We start from the raw sequence: 20,192 nt of genomic DNA on the forward strand, positions 1-20,192 counted from the left end.
AGATGGTTAAGTATTATTATGATAAGTTTACGGCAATAGGCAATACATCTTATGTAGAGCCTGGTTGGGTATCTCAAGGCAATGATTATTCACCACGATATTCTGATTTAGCTAAATCCTACTCATGGAATCCTAGTACGGGGAAATTCACGGTTAATAGTGATTTTTATGCGAGTGGGACAATGATACCTACTGGTGCAATAGGGTATAGATTGTCAGGAACTGTACTGTATAGATATTCTAAGACGGACGCGAGTAGTCTTTCGGAATACTCTTCAAACGCTTCAGCTAGTACAAAAGATTCTAACTCCGCAAGCATAAACACAACCTACACAAAAGGATCCCTAGTACAAGCAGGTATTGCAGTAGAGGATGGTACGTACCCAGCAAACGGACTTCATACGGACGGTCATTGGTACGTTAAAGGCGCAGCAGTTGGGCCATTACCGCCGGGTACAGTAACAACTGAGGCGTATAGCACAATAAACACCGGCGGACGTAAATTAATTCGACTACAAGACGGAACGCTAGTCGCTGTAGTATTCCTAAATAATTCTTTTATAAAGGTACACATTTCGAAAGACAATGGAGTCAATTGGACTCAAGCCATGGCATTAGGTATTGCGGCGTCCGTAGATGTATGTATAGTACCGATTAATGCTATACAAGTAGGTCTCCTATATTCATACGGTTCGTCAATTAGATATAGGACGTTGACTAGAAACGGGGACAATTTCACGGCGGGAACAGAAATGGTATTGGATAACCCGAGTAACCCGCATCGAGTTTCTTTAGAAATAGATCCTAATACCGGACATTTATACGCCGCGTGGTCGGGCCAAAAAACACCGTATGCTACATCACATAATATAATTAGGTCTATCAGTACGGATAAAGGTGTAACATGGAGCGCGGCATCGTTTGTCACGGATTTCAACGTGTCGTCAATAAGTTGTGTTTTTGCGAGTGTAGTGGTCAGAAATAATCAACCTATTTATATCTATAGGATGACAGATGCAACGAGTTATACTATATTGGCTAGATTTTTAGAGAATGGTTCGTGGGTACAAAAGACAATATTCCTAGCGCAAAACAATCAAAATATGGGCGACAATTCCGCAGTAGTTGACAAAGACGGGGTTATCCATGTTGTTTGGACTCGTTCAGAAACCTATAATTTTCTATGGTATAGTAAATCTCTCGACGGAGGTAAAACATGGTCAACGCCAGCGAAATTCGTAAAACCGGGAAATTATCCGTCTATCACAGTGGATAAAAACAACGTTGTAAAAATCGTCGCATATCAACCGACCAGCGGACTTTTAGTTTATACTTTTAATAACGGTAATTGGTCAGACTATACACCGCCAACAGGAGTGGCAACTAACCCTCAAACATTAGTTGATAATACGTTTAAACTTGCTTTTGGGGATATACCGCCAATAATTTATATGAAAGATAGTAAGACAGTACAATATCAAGGTTCTTTCACTACTAACACTATACCAAGTGTTTCACTAACATCACCAAGTAACAATCAGACGTTGTATGAAAACGACACAATAAACATCACAGGCGATGCGTATGATGCAGATAAAGACCAATCAGTAACGGTTTTTTATCAAATCGATGGTGAACAAAGAAAGGTCTTAGCAACAAACGTCAGTCAGACACAAATTTCATTATCAAAGCAGCTAACGTTTAAGGATGGAAAACTGTTTGATGGTGAAACGGCACTTACTGGAACGCTTGCCGAAGGGGTAGCACATACGCTAAAAGTTTGGGCAGTGGATAGTGATAATAGCCAATCGGCTACTATTGAACGCACGTTTTATGTTGTGCCTAACCGAGCTCCTTTATTATCTGTTGATGCGGTTGTACCTGCAGGAGTTGTCGATTCAGACAAATTTAAAATTAGTGGTACTTCATCTGATCCTGACGCAAACGCTAATGTTAAAGTAACCAAAAAAGTAAATGCTAACAATCCTGTAGAAATCTATAACGGACCAGGCGGAGCATGGGAGTTTGACGTTTCGCTTGCTGAACTTGTAGTAGGTGAAAATACCATCGTTATTGAAGTAATAGACAACTATGGTGCTAAGACAAGTAAAACAATAAAACTTAAAAAGAATGAAATTAAAACGCCTATTTTGCATGCTGTAGCGAGGCACAAGATTACACCTCCTGCTGGATCCGCAAAGGGCGTTTTATTATTCATTGAGCGAGACGAGGATATGGATCTAACAGTTGAGTTATCTATGACGTTAGTAGGCGAGCAAGAGCAGTATGAAACGCTAACGGCCAATAATACGGCTCCTATGCCTAATACAAACGGCATAGTTGAAGATACTTTTTATTTTGAGACGACTGAGCCAAAAGATAACATCATTTTGAAAATCTCTACAACACGGCCAGATGCAACGGTAAATCATAAAATTCACTTAATATCGGGGGCGGTTGAGTAATGGCTTTTGAATATAAACAACGTGAATCTGATGGCTCTATAGGGCAGCCTGTAAAGGTTGGAACTGGATTGAGCATAGATGAACAAGTGTCGTCACTTGGTGCACAATTAGCCCAGGAAAAGATAAAGGGTATTCAAAAAGACCTTCTTATTAATAGCCTTGGTCAAACAGTTACACAATTGAAACTAGAAATGTTGGCCATGAAAGGGGGTGACCTATAATGCAATTCTGGCAAATCGCTTTTATGTATAAATGGGTGACTGCAGAGCAATTAAAATTAGCAGTTAAAACAGAAGAAAATCCTTTTGGAGAAATCACGCCTAAACAGTATAAAGAGATTACAGGAAAAGATTTTGTGACGCAAGCATAGGTTTAGCGTTATTTTTTTTTGGTAAAAAATAGGGTAAGGATTGGTAGAGCATGAATTAGGTAGTGAAAAACTCGTAATCTGTATATGATGATGGAACAACAACAGATTAGGAGGGATGCAAATGCAATATCTAGTTAGAATCGCCAAAACTATTATTTATGGATGGTTAGCTATCATTTTAGCGTGTAATATATATGGAGTTGAAACAATATTTAGTTTTATACCGAATATAAAAGTTACACATAACAGCGGTGAATTGCAATTTTTGTTAGACAAAAGAACACTACAGTTCACATTTCATTTAGCGATATTAGAAGCGTTAGATAATTACCTTACAATAAGAAACAAATATAAAAAGAAATAAAAAAGTCCTTCCACAAAGTGGAGGGATTTTATTTTTGGAATAGGGAAGTGTTCAGATGGAAAAATGGATTGCTGTAGTAAGTGGAACAATAGGCACAATCGTTTCATATTCAGTGGATGGTCTAGGAATGGCCGTTACTGTTTTAATTGGATTTATGGCCATTGACTACCTAACTGGAATTATGGGAGGTATTGTAAATCAAAATTTAAACAGTCGTACAGGCTTTAACGGTATCATTCGAAAAATCTATTATTTAATGTTGGTTGGTTCAGTATATTTATTGTCTGTTGTAATACCTGGCATCGAGTATGCAGGGGATGGAGCAGCCATTGCATTTTGTGTACTAGAATTTATTTCAATCACTGAGAACGGTACTAAAATGGGTTTGCCAATGCCTGACTTTGTAAAAAATATTTTAGCAATCGTGAAGGATAAAACAGGAGAGGGTGAGGTTAAATGAGTTACACAATTGAAAAACGTTTAATGTCAGGACTACCTAATAAGGCTTTAACGGCAGTAAAATATGTAATTGCCCATGAATCAGGCAACGGTAATAATACAGGTCCAAATGCATTAGAAAATGAAATTGCCTATATGAATCGAAATAAAGCAGAGGCATTTACGTCACACTGGGTAGGTGGTGGAGGACGTATCGTGCAAATTGCGCCAGTTGGCAGGTTGCAGTATGGTTGTGGTCCAAAAGGTAATCCACTTAGCTATGCCCAGGTGGAATTGGCTCGTACTTCTGATAAAGAGCAATTCAAGAAGGACTATGCTGCTTACATCTGGTTGTTACGTCAACTTGCTAAAGAGGCTGGAATACCTGTTGTGTTGGATGGGGCAGGTAACGGTATTAAGTCACATCGATGGATTACAGATAATCTTAAAGGTACAACACATAGAGATCCGTATTCGTATTTAGCGAGTATGGGAATCTCCGAGGCACAATTCAAGCTAGACATATTAAATGGCTTAGAGGAAGTAAAAGAGTCACAGATTACAGAAGCAAAAGTAATGCTTAATGATGGTAAAAGCATTCCTGCTGTGATTATAGATGGTAGGACACACGTTCAAGTACGTGAGCTAGCCGATCTTTTAGGATTAAAACTTGTTTATAACAATGAAAGTAAAATAACAAAATTATACGAAGTAAAATGATAATATCAGCTCTCTTGTAATTCAAAGGCCCATTACCAATTAAGGTAACGGGCTTTTTTATTCTTCAATTGTCTCATCAAAAGTTTTTCTTCCTGGATTTATTTTATTAACATGAACATTAATTTTACTTATTGAATCTTCCGTTAAAGGTATTTTTCCATTATGCTCGATTTTTTTCCACACCTTCACATTACTTCTGTATAGATATTCTGATAAACGATATACATCAGCATCTAATTTTAGACCTTCTTGATAAGTTTCTTTAACTTCTTTTTCTATTTGTTGTGCGATATTTTTTCTCACTTCATCCGTAGTAATCTTTCCTTTGAATCCATTGAGTGTTCCTTGTATTTTGATATCAATTTCAAATTCAACTTGATCGTTTTTTTTAACAATGGGCTTAACTTCGAGATTTAATTTATCTAAATCAACGGTTAGATAATCTCTTTCATCACCTACTAATTTAAAAGTGACTTCTCCCCGAATCGTATCTTCATTCATCCATTGATTACCTCTTGCTAAGGAATCTGTAATAAAACCTTTAACCCCATTTTTTGTGAGAATACCTATGCCAGAAAAAGTAGTTTCCTCCATTAATTCTTCATCATTTTCCCAATTTTTCTTCATTGTCACATAAGGTATAGCAATCTCATGGTTTGGTTCATTTAAACCAATAATTAATTCCCTTAAATTTATAGGTTGAACAAATGATAATTGTTTAGTAGTACTAATTGGATTACTTAATTTTGAAGCTGTCAAAGAATTACGCAAAATTGGTGTTACAAGCATTAAGTCATTAATAGGGTCCTTTGTGCAATAAACCCAAATATGATATCTTGTTTCTCGAAAACGAATAAAAGTATCAATAACAGGAATGCTTCGTTCATTTTCCATGGCACGTTCTGATAAGATTAGGTATCTCATATGTCCCCAAAAGATCTCTTGATCAGATGAACGGTACAATTTATAAATCGCTTCTTCGATTGTTTTACCTTCAGCATACCCGACTTCAGCAGGTTCAACATCACCACCAGATTGCTCTGATCTAGCTACATCAGCAAAATTGATAATTTGTAAGTAGACTTTATATTTATCATCTTCAAAATCAACTCCTACAGCATTGATATAGTACATCCTTTGAGGTTCAGTTACATCCCAACAGCCTGAGAGGAATAAAGCGATTAAAATAAGTGGAAAAATGGATTTGTAATTTCTGTTCATTTTTTCGCCTTCTTTTTTTGTTGTTGTTTGTTAAGTATGCACCCGATAGATTTGTTCTAAACAAATAAAGGATCCCTTCTAAATCTAGAAGAGATCCAAGGGTACTTCAGTGGTAGAAAGAAAAAACCACTCAAATGAGTGGCTTTATTTTTATTCTAATCCTAATTGAGTTTTGTTCATCAATTTTCCGCCCTGGAACATTAAAGATGCATTACCACCTAATGATTTACCATTATAGCTATACATTACTACATCTCCAGATTCAGATACAACCGCACCTTCACCACCAAGAATCTCAAATACTTGTTCTTTAGTCATGCCATTTTCTAGCTTGTTAAATTGCTCAAGGGTAATTTCAATATCCGAAGTTTCCACACCAAATTGAGATTTGTTGATTAGTTTGCCACCTTGGAACATCATAGTAGAAGATGCCATGACACCATCAGTTTCAAATTCATACATAACTGTGTGGTGAGGTTCACCAGCTGATCCCGTTTCAGACATTATTTTACCTTCAGCACCCACAATTTTTACTACTTCTTCATAGGTCATGCCATCTTTAATTTGTTTGAACTTTTCCTCAGTTAATTTGCCATCTTCTTTAGTAGCTGGTGCTGATGTCTCTTGCTTAGAATCAGTAGAAGTTTCAGTAACTGGTTTTTCATCTTTTGTTGACTCATCCTTTGTAGTAGTTTCTCCACAACCTGCTAGTCCAAGACTTAATACTAACGCTGCACTAAATACTAATTTTTTCATTTGTAAATTCCTCCCTCTTTATTTCCATTTTAGGGAATCAAGAGACAAATGTACATATAAAAAAACAGACAACCTATGTTAGTTATCTGCTTTCTCTTTTATTTCATATGTCACGACTGCTTTAATGCCATCTTTATTTCTAGTCGTCTTTGTATCAAAGGATACATACAATTCATCAATTGTATAACCTTCATTTAACTTCGCTTTAAGAGCATCTCTCAATGCCTTCTTTTGTATATTCGAGATTTTTGTTACCAACTCGTTTAATTCCATCCCCATCACCCCACAGATTATTTCAGTTCAAGTATTTCGTTCATATCAGTTATTTCAAGGGCTTTACATATTATTGCAAGTTGTTCGCGGTTAATGGTGCTACGTTGATTGTTTACAATTTCGCTAATTGCATTTGGTCTAATAGAAGTCATTTCAGCTAATTGCTTTTGAGAAATCCCACGTTCATCAATGATTTTCTTTAATTTTACCTCAATCATTTTTCCACCACCTATCATTTAATATCATAATCCCATTATAACACCATATCGCTATTTGATAAATATTTTATTCCGTTATATTGACATATCGATATGTCAATATTAATATGTATATAACGATATATCGATATTTTATGATAGTGAGGTGAAAACGATGGCATTTGAATATTTAGCAATTTACAAAACATTTGAATCAGTAAAAGATATGGACACAGCTGTTGAAGAACACATTGCGGCTCATTACTACATTTTAACGGAATCAGAACGTGCCATCGTTTTTAAACTTGCTTCTCATAGCTTAGAACATCCAGGAGCTTGCCACCTGAAAGCTGCCACAATTGCTTCAGCATTGGAGATCAGCACTAAGACAGTATATCGGAGCGTTAAAAAGTTAGAGGAATTAGGCATCATCGAAAAAGTACCAGGAACGAAATTAAATGGCATCAAAGGGGCTAGTATTTATTGCATTTTACCTTATGTCCCATCGAGCGTGTCCCAACGAGAAACAGCTCAGGCCATTAGTAATGACGCGGTTTCCGAGACTTTTACAGAAAACCAATCATCTAAATCTTTTAATCATTTATCTTTTAAAACAAGCACTTTACAAGAAATATATAATAATGTTCACGCTGAAAAAGAAGCTCATAAGGAATGGATGAACGAGTACCAAGTGATGTTATTTGATTTCATGAATAGCTTGCCATTAGCTGACAATTTGAAAGATGAATTGCACAAGGTTGTAATGGCTTCACAAGTAAATTCTGTGGATGAATTTATAAAAGCTAAGAACGTGCTATTTAAAATTGCTATGGATATTAAAGAAGGTATTTTAACTATCACTAGTACATTAAGAGCCGTATTCACAGGAGCATATAACAAGGCTGTAGAGCGTTCTAGTATGAAGCAATATAAATCATCATCTATAGAAGAAACAGCTAATAGAGAGCGTCCAGTACCTTTCTATAACTGGCTAGAGGATAGAGATAGTCGCGTAGAAATATGTAGTAGACCAAACTTAGAAAACTGGCTGGAATGGTGAAAGGGGACAGAATATGACTCATTTTGAATATATGGAGCAACAAGGGCAATTAACGATTTTTGATTTTCTTTCGGTCCAAGAATCGGACCATAAGCTAAATGTGGACCGATTGCCATCCACAGATGTTAATAAAACTGTTGATAAGAAGAACGCCATAATAGAGTCTCGTATAAGAGTTTGTATTGTGCGGAGATAAGAAAAAGACCACCCAGTTGAGTGGTCTGTGCTATTATTTATCATTAATTATCGTGAATTTTAACACCAATTTAACACCAAGTGATGTTTTGGTAATATTTTTAAATGGTTTTTAAACTTTCGTAAATAGCTCTAAACCCTTGGTACATCTAAGTTAGAGTAAAAGCCGCGTATGCCGTAGTTATTATAGAAAGTTTTAAACCACCACTCCTCAAAGTGGGTGTTCGCAGAAGCTTTCCTGCTTATCCTCATGCACCGTAGTGTGAGGCCCGTCATTCCAACTCCAATAATAAAACTCCCTTTTACAGCTTAAAGGTTAAAACTTAATATTATACGAACAATGCAGCCTTTATGGATATAATAAAGCATGAGCGACAAACATGCAAGTAAGATGATTACAGCAAATTAGTCAATGGGCAAGCGTTCCAAAAGATGAAATAGGTATCTAAAATGGCTTGCAAATAGGTGCTATTGCTTCATATTTCTTTCACAAATGAGAACGGAAAATGCGAACAACCTTTGCTTATTATGGTTGACTATGTAAAGATAGGAGCATAAAGAGGATTTTCCTAGTTAAAAAAGTAGAAGGGGGAAGCACATTGGCTTATCCAAATTGTCCAAATTGTCATTCTGAATACACATATGAGGATGGAACAAACTTTGTGTGTCCTGAGTGTGCTCATGAGTGGAGCAAGGACACAGCTGAACAGGAATTAGATGCACTGATTGTTAAAGATGCAAATGGTAATTTATTAGCAGATGGCGATTCAGTTACTATTATAAAGGATTTAAAGGTTAAGGGAAGTTCTTCCACTTTAAAAATAGGGACGAAGGTAAAAAGTATTCGTCTTGTAGAAGGCGATCATAATATTGATTGTAAAATCGATGGCTTTGGCGCTATGAAATTGAAGTCAGAATTCGTGAAAAAAGCATAATAAAAATCAAATGCACCTAAACGTGGTAACAAGTTTAAGGTGCATTATTTGTCTACTTATTTGAAAATCCTGCGTAAAAGAATGGCAAAGGCTGCGCCTAATAAGGCAAAAATTGTATGTAAAAGAGCAATGTAGCCTGCTCCAACTATCAATGCTCCTATTTCTGTTAAGGAATAGCTGGTAGTATAGAGCTCATTATTTAAATTGTTAATAATGGCCCAGACAAATACAGGAACGGAGCTAATAATAAAGATAATCCAGATATTTTTATAGAAGAGGTATGAAAGGCAACCAAAAAGTGCATAGGAGATGACAAAACCCTTTTGATTGCCGAGCAATGATGAATTAATAGCAAACATAAAGGATAATACAATAAAGACAATATGAAAAAAAGATAATGTTCTTTTCATAGGTAAATATTCAATTGGGAGCTGCTTTGAACTAGTGAGCTGCTGACATTTTTGACAACTTGCTAAATGCTGTTCTATAAATGCTATAGTCGGTTTCTGGAGTGCTTGTTTCTTATAAAGAGGTAATAAATCTTCTACAATTGAGCATTCTTGTGACAATACTTTCCCTCCAATCAATCTCCCCTCATTATACGACTTTTTTTAGAAAATAAAAAAAGCCTTCCGTGAATTTTCAATCGGAAAACTTGTACATGCCACTTATTATTTTGCTGTTAAAACTTCATTTGTTAATGCTTGAATATCGATATGTGTTTTTTCCTTTACGGCATCCTTTAAAATTTCTGTGCGGAAATACTGAACGCTTGCTTCAAGTGGAATCGCTAAAAGCTTGGAAAGGGCTGATTGATACATATAGACAAATTCCTTGTCCGTGTTGCCCCGCTTTAATTCGGCAAACGCTTCATAAAATTGATCGAGCTTATCCGCGAATTCGAGTAAACGGCCTTCTAAAGTATTGTCCTTACCTTCCTTCATACGTTCAAAGAATATTTCCTGAAACTCCTGTGGAATTTCATTAATAATAAACTTTTCCATCATCTTTTCTTCCACATGTGCTAGCATTTGCTTCAGCTCTGGACTAGCGTGTTTTACTGGTGTCTTAATATCACCAATAAAAACTTCAGCAAAGTCATGGTTGATGGTTTTTTCATATAAAGACTTCCAATTAACTGTAGCACCGTTCATTTCTTCTAACGTTGCAAAAAACATTGCATATTGTGATACTTTCCAAGAATGGGCAGCCACATTGTGCTCCTCGAACTTAAAGCGTCCGGGGCAACGAATAATACGCTCTAAATCATTAAGGCTTGTAAAAAATTGATGAATTCCTATAAAAATCACTCCTTTTTGTTCTATAAGTGCATGTTACTATAAACAATACCCTCTTTGCGTGGATTTCAAACAATTTTACAATGATTCAAGCTGTGTTTACAAAGGATTCACAATTGTCGACCAAGCTGACTTAAGTTGGATGCTATAATGTAGAGGACTGATGAAAAGGGGAGTACCATCATGTTTTCCATTTATACACTTCTTCTTTATATACATATTTTAAGTGCTGTTCTTTCGATTGGGCCTTTGTTTGTTGTACTAACTGTCGTTAAAAAAATGCGAATAGCTTCCAATGATGAAATGCCACCTTATATAGAAGCTTTTAAAGGGGCAATTACTATTGTCAAACATTCAGGACATGTTCTTGTAGTATCAGGTATATTGCTAATGTGCCATGCTGGCTATCATTGGCGTACTTCATGGATTGTATTAACTTTTCTTGTGATGTTTGCCTCGATTGTATTTTTAGCTAGAGCTTTTAAACCTACATTACGGACATATAATACACCTGCTTATAATCAACAACAATTTGTTTCACTTTTACAGCGTAAAACATGGATGTACATTTTACTACTATTAATCATGCTGTGGTTAATGGTAGCTAAGCCAATTCTTTGGTAAGAAGAGGCTGAGAAGAAGCATCTTAGCTAATAAACAACCCGACCTATTTTTTAGAAACGCTCATTTAGTGTTTCATGATATAGGTCGGGTTTTCTGTTTCGATAGGAAAATTATTTGGATTCTAGTTTACTAGGCGTTTAAAATAGCTTTTTCGAATAAAGAAATAACTGATGAGGAACAGCACAAAGAAACAACAAGAGCTGGCAATCGAAACTTGTAAAAAAGCTGTGGAGACCATAGCTCGCATGGCTACTAATGTAGTAAGCAATAGTGTAATGGCTAAGGTGAACGGTACGAAAATAAGAATCGCTAATTCTTTTGCAATAATGGTAGCTAATTCTTTTTTTGAGAGTCCGAGCTTCCGAATGCCTATATATTTATTCTTTTCCTGCATCAATGTTGTTTGTAAATAGAAGTATAAAATACTCATTGCAGCACTTAAGAAAATTAAGCTTAGCATGGAACCAATGAAGAACATCACACTTTTAATAAACATTTCTGTATTATATAAGTCGATTTTCGAAGTAAAGTAACGTTGTCCTGGTAAAGAGGGTATGTCTTCTGTAATTGTATTCGCCAATGCCGTATGCGCTGACCAATTATCTAATTCAAAAATATAGGTTTTATAAACAGGATAATCAATGGCTTGGTAAATGTCATCAGGTACAATGAAATAGCTATTCTGAAAACCCGTAGATAACAGGTTTTGCTCATTGATGTTCGCTAATTTGAAAGATTTTATATACTTGTCACTAGCATTTTGGGTGATGGGTAATACGCCTCGGCTTCCTGCAACAGCAATAAATTCATCTTTACGTAGGTCATTGTCCTGTTGCAGTAACAAGTTATAATCAGATAATGCCATATAGCCAAGGCGTTGATCCTCATTTGATTTAAATTCAATAAAATATTTGTTTGCTTCCACTGTTGCAAGCTTTGTTTCAAGATAATCAAGATCTTTCTTGACCATATCAGCATTTACTTTTGGATCAGCGATGTATTGGAAGCTGTACGGGTAATTTTCTTCACTATCCTTTTTTACATTGTAATAAGAGCTAAATAAAATACTCGTACATAGAAAGACACCGCTTAATAGAATTGTGATTAGAAATAGCATATTTGCATGGGATTTCATTTTTGCATTTAAATTAGACGCCAACAGCATATTTGTTTTACGTAAATATGCTGGTGACTTTTCAAACATTATTAAAAACAGTCGGAATCCTTGAGTAAGGACGAAGTAAATCGTACAAAGAATGCTAGCAAAAAATAAAAAATAATAGATAACACCTAGAGACTCTACAACGGCGTGCTCGATTATTAGTATATAAGCTAACATGACCGTCATCACACTACTCACTGCTAATAAAATATAGTGTGGTTGAATCGATTTTTCGATAACCGTATCACTTTTTAAGAGCTGAATGGAGGCTTCTTTATTAATAAATTTAGTGACGACTTTAGAAATCACAATAAATAAGATCAAAAACAAACCAATAGTTAAGCCGATCGCTTGTAGAGGTAAATACATACCGAACGTTTCTGCCTTTAAAACAACTTTTGCTCCCATTAAAAAAAGGGGAGTAATGACTAGTCCGAGAACGATCGCTACCATAATGGCCAAAATGCCAATGAACAGATTTTCTCGGAATATAAGTTTCCGAATTTGCTTCATGGAAGCACCTGTAATCATAAAGATTCCGAGCGTTTTTGTCTTTTTCCGTAAAAATGCCATAATCGAGTAGGTAATGTAAATAAATGAAAATAAATAAACGAGCATACTGGCTAACATCAATGTAATGCCAAGTGTCGAATCTGGATCTAAACTTTTCAGACTAGGATGAAAGACGATAACTGAAAAAAGAAAGAAGATAATAATGGAAAACATACTACTCAAGAAATAAGAAACATACGTCCATTTATCTCGTAATATATTCTGGAGGACAATATGATTAAAGCTCATGATGCCCACCACCTAAAAAAGCAAGCGTGTCCATAATTTCTTGGTAAAATTGCTTACGATTGTTGCCACGATGTATTTCGTTATATAATTTGCCATCTTTTATAAAAATAATACGATTAGCAAAGCTTGCTACATAAGGGTCATGAGTCACCATAAGAATAGCTGTTTTTAGCTCTTTATTAATAGAGGTAAATAAGCTCATCACATCATTAACAGCCTTGGAATCTAAATTCCCTGTAGGTTCGTCTGCCAATAATAAATTAGGCTCATGGATAACAGCACGAGCTATTGCTACTCGCTGTTTTTGCCCGCCTGAAATTTCATAAATTCGCTTGGGTAACAGTTCCTCAATACCAAGAAATTGAGCTACATGCTTTAAACGTTGAGACATTTTTGAAGCAGGTAAGCTATCGAGAGTTAATGGCAATAAAATATTTTCTTTCACTGTTAATGTATGCACAAGATTAAAGTCTTGAAAAACGAATCCTAATTCAGAGCGTCTAAATTTGGCGAGCTCATCATCATTTAATACATAGGGATTTTTATTATTTATGACGATATCACCAGCAGTAGGACGATCAATAGTAGATACACTATTTAAAAATGTTGTTTTTCCACTACCTGAAGGTCCCATGACGGCAACAAATTCCTGTTGTTGTAACTGAAAATCGATGCCGTTTAATGCTTTATATGTGATTTCTCCACTATATTCTTTTTGTAAATTGGTCACGTGAAGTATTGTGTTTTCCAAACTGAAACAACTCCTTAATGTTGATTAGATAACTTAAGTATAAAAAAGGAGCGGTGCTTAACCTATTTCACTTGATGACATGAAGATGACAAAGTTGTCATCTTTTTAGACTGTTAGAAAAATTGATGGAAAAAGTAGTGACTCGGTCAATGGATTGTATGGAGAAAGGGTGCTCTAGCGCTGTTAAAACCTTTTTCACTAAATAGAGTCCTATGCCGGTTGCTTCTCCACCGATTCTTCCCTTACTTCCCGTAAAAAATAAATCAAAGACTCGTGCTAATTCGCTAGTAGGAATAGTTTCTCCTCCATTTTTTATGTGTAGAGTTACCTTGTCGTAATCGATTTGAATAGTACTTGCTATCTCACTATATTTAATAGCGTTATTTAACACTTGGTAAAGTACAATTTTTAACCACTTTCGATCTGAATAAATAATTTGGTCTTCGGCAACTGTCATTTTAGGGAAAACTTCCTTCGTGATAAAGTAATCCTTCAAATCATTGACAACTTCTTGGACAAGTCCTTTTAAATTAATGGATTCGATTTTTAAATCAGCCACTAAATTAGACGTACGCTCATACGTTAATAGCTGATTGAGTGTAAACGTGAGTTTATCGCATTCTTTACTAATTGTTTGCCATTGTATTAATTCGTCTGAAGACTTGTTAGAGGATGATTGTACGATTAACTGAATGACAGATAGCGGTGTCTTCATTTGATGTGCAAAATGTGAAAGAACAAGATGTTTTTCTTGTGCTTGCTCCTCTAAGCTGTGTTGTTGAGTTAAAAATAAATACTGCATTTGTCTCAATTTTTCGCTGTAGGCTTGCTCAATTGGTGCAAGAGGTTCAAATAAATTCAGGTCTTCATAGGCTTGCACATTTTTTTGTAAATGAGTATATAACTTTCTTCTACGATAATAACGACCTAGTAGCCAACTACTAAACAGAAAGCTGACAAGAAAGATAAAATAGACATAGTGTGAGGTGAAATCATCCAGTTTATGAATAATCCAAGGCAATAGTAAAAAACTTAAGCAATAGAGCATAATAATACTTATATGATCACGAAAGAATAACTTCATCGACCTGCCTCCACTAATTGATAACCAAGTCCACGAATGGTTTTAATCTCAAGCTTTGAGTGAATTGCCTCCATTTTTCTACGGAGTCGACCAATATTCACTGACAATGTATTTTCCTCCACGAAGGTTTCATCATCCCAAATGGCGCTTAATAATTTTTGACGTGGTACAACGTTAGGAAAAGCTTCGAATAATAACTTGCTAAGCTGCATTTCTTTTAATGTTAACAAGCTCTCATTGCCTTCAGCTTGAAGACGAACTGTATCTGGATTTAATGTCGTATTGGCTATTGTGATGGAAGAGGATTCTGTTAAAGCATACTCACCATATGTACGTCGAAGTAGACCATTAATCTTAGCGATAAAAACGTCTAATGAAAAAGGCTTTGTGATAAAATCATCTGCACCATTTTCTATTCCATATACTTGATCAATATCATTAACTCTGGCTGAGACAATGATGATAGGACAAGTTGAGAGCTGCCGGATTTTCCTTGACCAAAAATATCCATCGTAAGTAGGAAGATTAATATCCATAATGACTAAATGTGGCTGAATGGTATTAAATTCTTCTATGATGTGTGTAAATTGCTGGTCAGTATGACATTCATACTGATATTTCGTTAAATGCTCAACAATCAGTGAAGCTATATTGGCATCGTCCTCTATTATGTAGATTTTGTACATATTGATCGACCTTTCCTTAGTTCTGTATTTAAAGTGTACCCTTATTTCCATTAATTTTTAAAATGGTAACTCAGTGAAAAAAGAGCTAGCGCAAACTGCATAAAATGATAGTAGGTTAGAAATAGGTTTCTTTCAACCTAGTCAATATATAAATTTGCAAATTTTTACATAAATGATTACTTTACGCTTAAATTAAACGGCGCTTTATAGTGATTATAGTTCTATTTACTTTCCTTTTTATATTTTAAAAGAGTAAAACTGGATTAGTTTTTAAGTTTTCTTTAAGAAGTATGGCGTATGATAAATATATGAAATCTTATAGTTGAAGTCGGAACATAGATAAAATTTAACGAAAAAATCACCTCAATGGGAGAAATGGTCTATTGTGAGTAAATTCAAGTTAAAGTTATCATTTCTTATTGTTAGTATAACGATAATCGTTGTACTTGTTACGTCTAGTGTTAGTATCTGGAGTAGCTATCGAAATTTCAATGAAATTTTGAAGGTAAATAAAACAGACATGCAAGAAACATATGTAATGGAAGTATTGGCCATTACTCAAGACTATTTACAGGGGTCTGAGAAAGATGAAATCGAGCTGTATATGGAGCAAATAGTCGATACTTTACTTGAGGAAAAAGAAGTTTCTTTTAGCTTGTTTTTTAAGAAAACCATTGTCCCTATAATATTAGTAATAGCTATTATGCTTGGGCTAGTTATATGGTTAACGATAAAAATTACGCAGCCTCTGAAAAATCTTTCGAAAAAAATGGAACTAGGGGAAGAGATAAACGAGAACGATGACATTACTGCATGGTATTATGAAGCGAAGATGTTGAAAAATTATGTACAAAATATGATGATTTGCTCACAAAGTAAAATTGCTGATCTAACGGAGCAATTGAACTTAGACTCATTAACAGGCATTCCCAATCGTAGAAGAATGGATCAAACTTTACATGAATTAATTGTTAATAAAGTCCCGCATGCCATCATCTTAATAGATTTAGATGATTTTAAAAGTATTAACGATACATATGGTCATACAGTAGGAGATGAAGTGCTAAAAGCATTTGCTAATAATATGCAAAACATTGTGGATGAACAAGGTTTGTGCTTTAGATATGGTGGAGAAGAGTTTATGGTCATCTTGCCTTCGAGGAACATAGACGCTGCTATACAATTAGCTGAAAGACTCCGAATTAAACAGGCTATACAAGAAACAGCATGTGGTAGACCTGTAACCATGTCTGCTGGTATTACTGCTTTTACACTGAATATCCAAAGTCCTAATCAATTGATAGAAATAGCAGATCATGCTTTGTATAAGGCCAAACAATCAGGAAGAAACTGTTTATGTGTAGTAAGGAATATGAGACAAATGATTATTAAATAAAATGTGTAAAAGCATGCTAGTGTTCAATACTAGTATGCTTTTTAGTATTTTATTATCCAAAAATTAAATCGAAACGTCTATTATTGACCCTTTATATGGATGTGTAGGGACTTGCTGCTGAGGTATATCTTGCAGTAATTCAATTGCTGCAGATGTATTTAAATTAAGTGCACTCTGCATGACACTCGACTGGACGGTTTGTTGCAGCTCCATTAGCTGGGATGACATAAGTGAATTAATTTCCATTTCTACCTTCCCTCCTTTTCTTTTTTTATCGGCTTAAAATAGCAAGTATCTAATATAAAAACAGATAAACTGAGCAACTAAATTATAGATTCTCCCCGCTTAAATTATTGAAATTTCCAAAAAAATCATCGAAATTGTATATTTTTCCGTTTTTATAGTAATAATTCCTAATATCAGGCAGACAGTCCTGAGTTATTAAATTGCAAAGTTATGGTTGCTTTCATCAATAGAGTGTTTAACTCTAGTGTGCTAGCAGCAGATTTGCAACAAATAATAAAATAATGGAGGTATTACTAAACATGAAGAAAAAAGCATTAGCTTTAGCAGTAGCAATGACCTTTGGTTTGAGTTTGTATGCTAGTCCTTTTTCTGCTGAGGACAAATCGCCAGGCAGTATATTATGGGCACTCCCTCAAATTTATAATTTAACAGTTGGAGAGTTCCAACAACTAAATGAGATGGAATCGTTCTTGTTTTATCCAGAACAAGATTTAGTGAAGGATACGACAAAAGTGGAAAAAACGTCAGAAGATGAATATATCATTAGAGGCGGTGACACATTATTTTCGATAGCCCGTACAAATGATGTAACTGTAGATGAACTAAAAGCGTGGAATAACCTTGCTTCAGACTTAATTTTAGCGGGTGAATCATTGGCAATTAAGGCTTCGGCAGCAAAGCCAAAGCCAAAGACTTCCGAGGGAACTGCACCTACTAAAACAGTTGCAACAACAAAAACGAAAGCAGTAAGTGCTCCGTCAAATAGTTCAGGTAAAACATTAACAATGCGAGCGACTGCTTATACAGCATATTGTGAAGGTTGTTCGGGAATTACAGCCAATGGAACAGATATTAGATCGAATCCGAATTTAAAAGTAATAGCTGTGGATCCGCGGGTTATTCCTCTAGGTACAAGAGTTTGGGTGGAAGGCTATGGGGAAGCAATAGCGGCTGATACAGGGGGAGCTATTAAGGGCAATAAAATTGATGTCTTTATTCCTACTGAGGGACAAGCACTTCAATGGGGTGTTAAAACAGTAACAGTTAAAATTTTAGATTAAGTGTAGAGGGGATTTCTCAAGTCTTGGGAAATCCTTTTTTATATGAGTGTATCAAATATTTTTGTATGGAAAGCAAGCATCAGGTAAACGATTATGTAAAGACGAAATATAATAATTTGTGCATAAGAAATGGATAAGTTGGAAACCATCAAAAATAGAGGAGGTATTTTTATGAAAAAAATAAGCTTGATTGGCCTTTCTTTATTAGTTTTCGTTGGTGGTTGTAGTTTTTTTGATAAGAAAGAAGAGAAGGTACCAGTAAATGCAGAGTCGTCTCCATTAACAGCGACTGCAAAGGTAATAGGGGCAAATAACGAAAGTTATGGTAATGCCTATTTTCAGGAAGAGGATAATGGAGTAAGGATGACGTTGGCATTAACGGGCTTACCGCCAGGCACGCATGGCATTCATATTCATGAAGTTGGAAAGTGTGAGCCACCAAAATTTGAATCGGCTGGTGGACATTTTAATCCCACACATAAGGAGCATGGCAAGCTAAACCCTAAAGGCTATCATTTAGGTGACTTACCAAACTTAGAGGTTGGTGAGGATGGGAATGTTGATTTAGATTTCCTGGCAGAAGGCTTGACCTTACAAAAAGATCAACCTAATTCGTTACTTGATAGTGATGGAAGCGCAATTGTCATCCACGAATCAGAGGACGATTATAAAACAGATCCTGCAGGTAACTCAGGTGCAAGAATTGCTTGTGGGGCCATTCAATAAAATACTGTATTCAACTGCATCTAAGCTTAGATGCAGTTTTTTTGAACTGTTTATAGATATTCATTATTTATACATATGGCATCTGTATTTATTTTATTAGAAAAGAAATTTTACGTTTAGGATAGAGAAAAAAGCATTAAATAATAGACTATTTATATTGTAAATTAGTGGATAATAAGTGGTATTTCATAATTATAAAATTCTGAATTTACTATAAATATATTGACATTATTATACAAGGTTTGATAATTTTAAATAGATTCTTAATTATAACCAGAGGGGGAAGGTTACTATGAAGAAAAGGCAATTTAAATTATTAATGCTATTGAGTATCTTCGCGCTATTAATTTTAGCTGCATGTGGATCAGATAGCGGCAGTGGTTCAAAGGACACGAGTGGAGATGACTCTGCATCATCCGATAAGCCAGCTTCGGATATTAAGTTTTTAAGCTTACTAACAGGTGGTACGCAAGGTACTTACTATGCACTTGGCGGAACTTTTGCCGATTTAATTTCGACAGATACAGGTATTAAAACAACTGCAGAAGTATCTCAAGCTTCGGCTGCCAACATGACAGCCTTACAAGAAGGAAAAGGTGAAATTGCATTTGTTCAAACAGATATTGCTTATTATGCTACTGAAGGGAAGCTCATGTTTGAGGGGAATAAAATTGATACCATTTCAGCTTTAGGTGCACTTTATCCTGAAACAGTGCAACTCGTAACAACTGAAGCTTCAGGTATTAAATCATATGCGGATTTAAAAGGGAAAAAGGTGTCTGTAGGTGCTCCAGGCTCAGGTACATATGCAAACGCTGAGCAGTTACTTGAAATTCACGGCTTAACAATGGATGATATCAAGGCTCAAAATCTTGATTTTGGTGAGTCAACAGATGGTCTTCAATCTGGCCAAATCGATGCAGCATTTATTACAGCAGGTACACCAACGAGTGCTGTAGAAGCATTAAATGCTACAACGAAAGTGAATATTATCGGAGTAGATCCAGGTAAAGCCGATGAAATTATTGAGAAGTACCCTTACTATGCAAAAGATACAGTAAAAGCTGGAACATATGGAATTGCAAACGATGTGGAGACTGTTTCAGTCCTTGCAATGCTAGCGGTGAAAAAGGATCTTCCAGAGGATGTTGTCTACTCAATGACAAAAGCTATTTATGATAATACAAATAAAATTTCTCACGATAAAGGGAAATTTATTAAAGCTGAAACAGGATTAGATGGCATTAGTATTGACATTCATCCAGGTGCTCAAAAATACTTTGATGAAAAGAAATAGTGTGAATTGTTGTTGAAACTAGCTTTTTAAAAGAAACGAAGAGGCTCGATTGCATAAAGCTTCGAG

Annotated in this window: 25 protein-coding genes and 1 other RNA gene; 14 read left to right on the forward strand and 12 right to left on the reverse strand. The window is 35.4% G+C overall.

Features of this window, described 5'->3' with window-relative positions:
* The first annotated feature begins 2 nt into the window (after positions 1–2).
* From MKY49_RS01595 to MKY49_RS01620, 6 genes are all read left to right on the forward strand, one after another.
* The gene (locus MKY49_RS01595) at positions 3–2,465 is read left to right on the forward strand and encodes a sialidase family protein (protein ID WP_341385462.1); all 2,463 of its coding nucleotides are present in this window, start codon (positions 3–5) and stop codon (positions 2,463–2,465) included.
* On the forward strand, positions 2,465–2,686 hold the full coding sequence (locus MKY49_RS01600) for an XkdW family protein (protein WP_257521078.1): 222 nt from the start codon (positions 2,465–2,467) through the stop codon (positions 2,684–2,686). The genes MKY49_RS01595 and MKY49_RS01600 overlap by 1 nt, the downstream gene beginning before the upstream one ends.
* A complete protein-coding gene (locus MKY49_RS01605) occupies positions 2,686–2,835 on the forward strand; it encodes an XkdX family protein (protein ID WP_257521079.1) in 150 nt (49 codons plus the stop codon). The genes MKY49_RS01600 and MKY49_RS01605 overlap by 1 nt, the downstream gene beginning before the upstream one ends.
* Positions 2,836–2,956: 121 nt before the next feature.
* Positions 2,957–3,199, forward strand: a complete 243-nt coding sequence (locus MKY49_RS01610; RefSeq protein ID WP_257521080.1) for a hypothetical protein — start codon at positions 2,957–2,959, stop codon at positions 3,197–3,199.
* Between the two features lie 55 nt (positions 3,200–3,254).
* The gene (locus tag MKY49_RS01615) at positions 3,255–3,659 is read left to right on the forward strand and encodes a phage holin family protein (protein WP_197224486.1); all 405 of its coding nucleotides are present in this window, start codon (positions 3,255–3,257) and stop codon (positions 3,657–3,659) included.
* A complete protein-coding gene (locus tag MKY49_RS01620; protein WP_341385463.1) occupies positions 3,656–4,357 on the forward strand; it encodes a peptidoglycan recognition protein family protein in 702 nt (233 codons plus the stop codon). The genes MKY49_RS01615 and MKY49_RS01620 overlap by 4 nt, the downstream gene beginning before the upstream one ends.
* Before the next feature lie 57 nt (positions 4,358–4,414).
* On the opposite strand, the gene MKY49_RS01625 is transcribed toward MKY49_RS01620, so the two are convergent.
* The 4 genes from MKY49_RS01625 to MKY49_RS01640 form a co-directional block, all read right to left on the reverse strand.
* Positions 4,415–5,578, reverse strand: coding sequence for a Ger(x)C family spore germination protein (locus tag MKY49_RS01625; RefSeq protein WP_341385464.1), 1,164 nt, complete (start codon positions 5,576–5,578; stop codon positions 4,415–4,417).
* A gap of 150 nt (positions 5,579–5,728) precedes the next feature.
* Complete coding sequence (locus tag MKY49_RS01630) at positions 5,729–6,334, reverse strand: DUF3862 domain-containing protein (protein WP_322611193.1); 606 nt, start codon at positions 6,332–6,334, stop codon at positions 5,729–5,731.
* Positions 6,335–6,412: 78 nt separating this feature from the next.
* Positions 6,413–6,607: a hypothetical protein gene (locus MKY49_RS01635; protein WP_322611194.1), complete on the reverse strand. Its 195-nt coding sequence runs from the start codon at positions 6,605–6,607 to the stop codon at positions 6,413–6,415.
* Positions 6,608–6,624: 17 nt separating this feature from the next.
* Positions 6,625–6,825 (reverse strand): helix-turn-helix domain-containing protein, encoded by a 201-nt coding sequence (locus MKY49_RS01640; RefSeq protein ID WP_322611195.1) that lies wholly within the window; start codon positions 6,823–6,825, stop codon positions 6,625–6,627.
* 154 nt (positions 6,826–6,979) lie between these two features.
* On the opposite strand from MKY49_RS01640, the gene MKY49_RS01645 reads away from it, so the two are divergent.
* Together MKY49_RS01645 and MKY49_RS01650 are read left to right on the forward strand one after the other, a co-directional pair.
* Complete coding sequence (locus tag MKY49_RS01645) at positions 6,980–7,864, forward strand: helix-turn-helix domain-containing protein (protein WP_341385465.1); 885 nt, start codon at positions 6,980–6,982, stop codon at positions 7,862–7,864.
* A 13-nt stretch (positions 7,865–7,877) separates the two neighbouring features.
* Complete coding sequence (locus MKY49_RS01650) at positions 7,878–8,060, forward strand: hypothetical protein (RefSeq protein ID WP_341385466.1); 183 nt, start codon at positions 7,878–7,880, stop codon at positions 8,058–8,060.
* A gap of 158 nt (positions 8,061–8,218) precedes the next feature.
* Here MKY49_RS01650 and ssrS read toward each other — a convergent pair.
* Positions 8,219–8,411, reverse strand: a non-coding RNA gene (gene ssrS, locus MKY49_RS01655) — 6S RNA.
* A gap of 247 nt (positions 8,412–8,658) precedes the next feature.
* Between ssrS and MKY49_RS01660 the strand changes: the two genes are divergently transcribed.
* Entirely contained in the window at positions 8,659–8,994 is a 336-nt protein-coding gene (locus tag MKY49_RS01660) for a zinc ribbon domain-containing protein YjdM (protein ID WP_274795372.1), read from the forward strand.
* A 56-nt stretch (positions 8,995–9,050) separates the two neighbouring features.
* On the opposite strand, the gene MKY49_RS01665 is transcribed toward MKY49_RS01660, so the two are convergent.
* Both MKY49_RS01665 and MKY49_RS01670 read right to left on the reverse strand, forming a co-directional pair.
* Positions 9,051–9,563, reverse strand: coding sequence for a zf-HC2 domain-containing protein (locus MKY49_RS01665; RefSeq protein ID WP_341385467.1), 513 nt, complete (start codon positions 9,561–9,563; stop codon positions 9,051–9,053).
* Positions 9,564–9,665: 102 nt separating this feature from the next.
* Positions 9,666–10,304 carry a YfbR-like 5'-deoxynucleotidase gene (locus MKY49_RS01670; RefSeq protein ID WP_274795374.1) on the reverse strand — a complete coding sequence of 213 codons (639 nt, stop codon included), beginning with the start codon at positions 10,302–10,304 and terminating at the stop codon, positions 9,666–9,668.
* 171 nt (positions 10,305–10,475) lie between these two features.
* On the opposite strand from MKY49_RS01670, the gene MKY49_RS01675 reads away from it, so the two are divergent.
* On the forward strand, positions 10,476–10,916 hold the full coding sequence (locus MKY49_RS01675; RefSeq protein WP_341385468.1) for a DUF2269 family protein: 441 nt from the start codon (positions 10,476–10,478) through the stop codon (positions 10,914–10,916).
* A 121-nt stretch (positions 10,917–11,037) separates the two neighbouring features.
* On the opposite strand, the gene MKY49_RS01680 is transcribed toward MKY49_RS01675, so the two are convergent.
* The 4 genes from MKY49_RS01680 to MKY49_RS01695 form a co-directional block, all read right to left on the reverse strand.
* The gene (locus MKY49_RS01680) at positions 11,038–12,879 is read right to left on the reverse strand and encodes an FtsX-like permease family protein (RefSeq protein ID WP_341385469.1); all 1,842 of its coding nucleotides are present in this window, start codon (positions 12,877–12,879) and stop codon (positions 11,038–11,040) included.
* Positions 12,869–13,630: an ABC transporter ATP-binding protein gene (locus MKY49_RS01685; protein ID WP_341385470.1), complete on the reverse strand. Its 762-nt coding sequence runs from the start codon at positions 13,628–13,630 to the stop codon at positions 12,869–12,871. The genes MKY49_RS01680 and MKY49_RS01685 overlap by 11 nt, the downstream gene beginning before the upstream one ends.
* Positions 13,631–13,727: 97 nt before the next feature.
* On the reverse strand, positions 13,728–14,714 hold the full coding sequence (locus MKY49_RS01690) for a sensor histidine kinase (protein WP_341385471.1): 987 nt from the start codon (positions 14,712–14,714) through the stop codon (positions 13,728–13,730).
* Positions 14,711–15,400: a response regulator transcription factor gene (locus MKY49_RS01695; RefSeq protein WP_341385472.1), complete on the reverse strand. Its 690-nt coding sequence runs from the start codon at positions 15,398–15,400 to the stop codon at positions 14,711–14,713. Before MKY49_RS01695 ends, MKY49_RS01690 begins: the two co-directional genes overlap by 4 nt.
* Before the next feature lie 385 nt (positions 15,401–15,785).
* Between MKY49_RS01695 and MKY49_RS01700 the strand changes: the two genes are divergently transcribed.
* Positions 15,786–16,796, forward strand: coding sequence for a GGDEF domain-containing protein (locus tag MKY49_RS01700; RefSeq protein ID WP_322611200.1), 1,011 nt, complete (start codon positions 15,786–15,788; stop codon positions 16,794–16,796).
* A gap of 63 nt (positions 16,797–16,859) precedes the next feature.
* On the opposite strand, the gene MKY49_RS01705 is transcribed toward MKY49_RS01700, so the two are convergent.
* Positions 16,860–17,042, reverse strand: coding sequence for a putative motility protein (locus MKY49_RS01705; RefSeq protein WP_274795381.1), 183 nt, complete (start codon positions 17,040–17,042; stop codon positions 16,860–16,862).
* Between the two features lie 299 nt (positions 17,043–17,341).
* On the opposite strand from MKY49_RS01705, the gene MKY49_RS01710 reads away from it, so the two are divergent.
* The 3 genes from MKY49_RS01710 to MKY49_RS01720 all read left to right on the forward strand — a co-directional run bounded on the left by MKY49_RS01710 (position 17,342) and on the right by MKY49_RS01720 (position 20,126).
* The gene (locus tag MKY49_RS01710) at positions 17,342–18,103 is read left to right on the forward strand and encodes a LysM peptidoglycan-binding and 3D domain-containing protein (protein WP_322611201.1); all 762 of its coding nucleotides are present in this window, start codon (positions 17,342–17,344) and stop codon (positions 18,101–18,103) included.
* Between the two features lie 171 nt (positions 18,104–18,274).
* The gene (locus tag MKY49_RS01715) at positions 18,275–18,829 is read left to right on the forward strand and encodes a superoxide dismutase family protein (protein ID WP_312505117.1); all 555 of its coding nucleotides are present in this window, start codon (positions 18,275–18,277) and stop codon (positions 18,827–18,829) included.
* Positions 18,830–19,121: 292 nt separating this feature from the next.
* Positions 19,122–20,126: a TAXI family TRAP transporter solute-binding subunit gene (locus MKY49_RS01720; protein WP_274795384.1), complete on the forward strand. Its 1,005-nt coding sequence runs from the start codon at positions 19,122–19,124 to the stop codon at positions 20,124–20,126.
* Positions 20,127–20,192 lie beyond the last annotated feature (66 nt).

Origin of the sequence: Lysinibacillus sp. FSL M8-0134, from assembly GCF_038069745.1 — a bacterium.
GTDB classification, from domain to species: domain Bacteria; phylum Bacillota; class Bacilli; order Bacillales_A; family Planococcaceae; genus Lysinibacillus; species Lysinibacillus irui.

Excerpts from the sequence above, each read along its gene's own strand:
- MKY49_RS01595 (WP_341385462.1), top strand. The coding sequence starts at position 3 with ATGGTTAAGTATTATTATGATAAGTTTACGGCAATAGGCAATACATCT.
- MKY49_RS01600 (WP_257521078.1), top strand. The coding sequence starts at position 2,465 with ATGGCTTTTGAATATAAACAACGTGAATCTGATGGCTCTATAGGGCAG.
- MKY49_RS01605 (WP_257521079.1), top strand. The coding sequence starts at position 2,686 with ATGCAATTCTGGCAAATCGCTTTTATGTATAAATGGGTGACTGCAGAG.
- MKY49_RS01610 (WP_257521080.1), top strand. The coding sequence starts at position 2,957 with ATGCAATATCTAGTTAGAATCGCCAAAACTATTATTTATGGATGGTTA.
- MKY49_RS01615 (WP_197224486.1), top strand. The coding sequence starts at position 3,255 with ATGGAAAAATGGATTGCTGTAGTAAGTGGAACAATAGGCACAATCGTT.
- MKY49_RS01620 (WP_341385463.1), top strand. The coding sequence starts at position 3,656 with ATGAGTTACACAATTGAAAAACGTTTAATGTCAGGACTACCTAATAAG.
- MKY49_RS01625 (WP_341385464.1), bottom strand. The coding sequence starts at position 5,578 with ATGAACAGAAATTACAAATCCATTTTTCCACTTATTTTAATCGCTTTA.
- MKY49_RS01630 (WP_322611193.1), bottom strand. The coding sequence starts at position 6,334 with ATGAAAAAATTAGTATTTAGTGCAGCGTTAGTATTAAGTCTTGGACTA.
- MKY49_RS01635 (WP_322611194.1), bottom strand. The coding sequence starts at position 6,607 with ATGGAATTAAACGAGTTGGTAACAAAAATCTCGAATATACAAAAGAAG.
- MKY49_RS01640 (WP_322611195.1), bottom strand. The coding sequence starts at position 6,825 with ATGATTGAGGTAAAATTAAAGAAAATCATTGATGAACGTGGGATTTCT.
- MKY49_RS01645 (WP_341385465.1), top strand. The coding sequence starts at position 6,980 with ATGGCATTTGAATATTTAGCAATTTACAAAACATTTGAATCAGTAAAA.
- MKY49_RS01650 (WP_341385466.1), top strand. The coding sequence starts at position 7,878 with ATGACTCATTTTGAATATATGGAGCAACAAGGGCAATTAACGATTTTT.
- MKY49_RS01675 (WP_341385468.1), top strand. The coding sequence starts at position 10,476 with ATGTTTTCCATTTATACACTTCTTCTTTATATACATATTTTAAGTGCT.
- MKY49_RS01680 (WP_341385469.1), bottom strand. The coding sequence starts at position 12,879 with ATGAGCTTTAATCATATTGTCCTCCAGAATATATTACGAGATAAATGG.
- MKY49_RS01690 (WP_341385471.1), bottom strand. The coding sequence starts at position 14,714 with ATGAAGTTATTCTTTCGTGATCATATAAGTATTATTATGCTCTATTGC.
- MKY49_RS01695 (WP_341385472.1), bottom strand. The coding sequence starts at position 15,400 with ATGTACAAAATCTACATAATAGAGGACGATGCCAATATAGCTTCACTG.
- MKY49_RS01705 (WP_274795381.1), bottom strand. The coding sequence starts at position 17,042 with ATGGAAATTAATTCACTTATGTCATCCCAGCTAATGGAGCTGCAACAA.
- MKY49_RS01710 (WP_322611201.1), top strand. The coding sequence starts at position 17,342 with ATGAAGAAAAAAGCATTAGCTTTAGCAGTAGCAATGACCTTTGGTTTG.
- MKY49_RS01715 (WP_312505117.1), top strand. The coding sequence starts at position 18,275 with ATGAAAAAAATAAGCTTGATTGGCCTTTCTTTATTAGTTTTCGTTGGT.
- MKY49_RS01720 (WP_274795384.1), top strand. The coding sequence starts at position 19,122 with ATGAAGAAAAGGCAATTTAAATTATTAATGCTATTGAGTATCTTCGCG.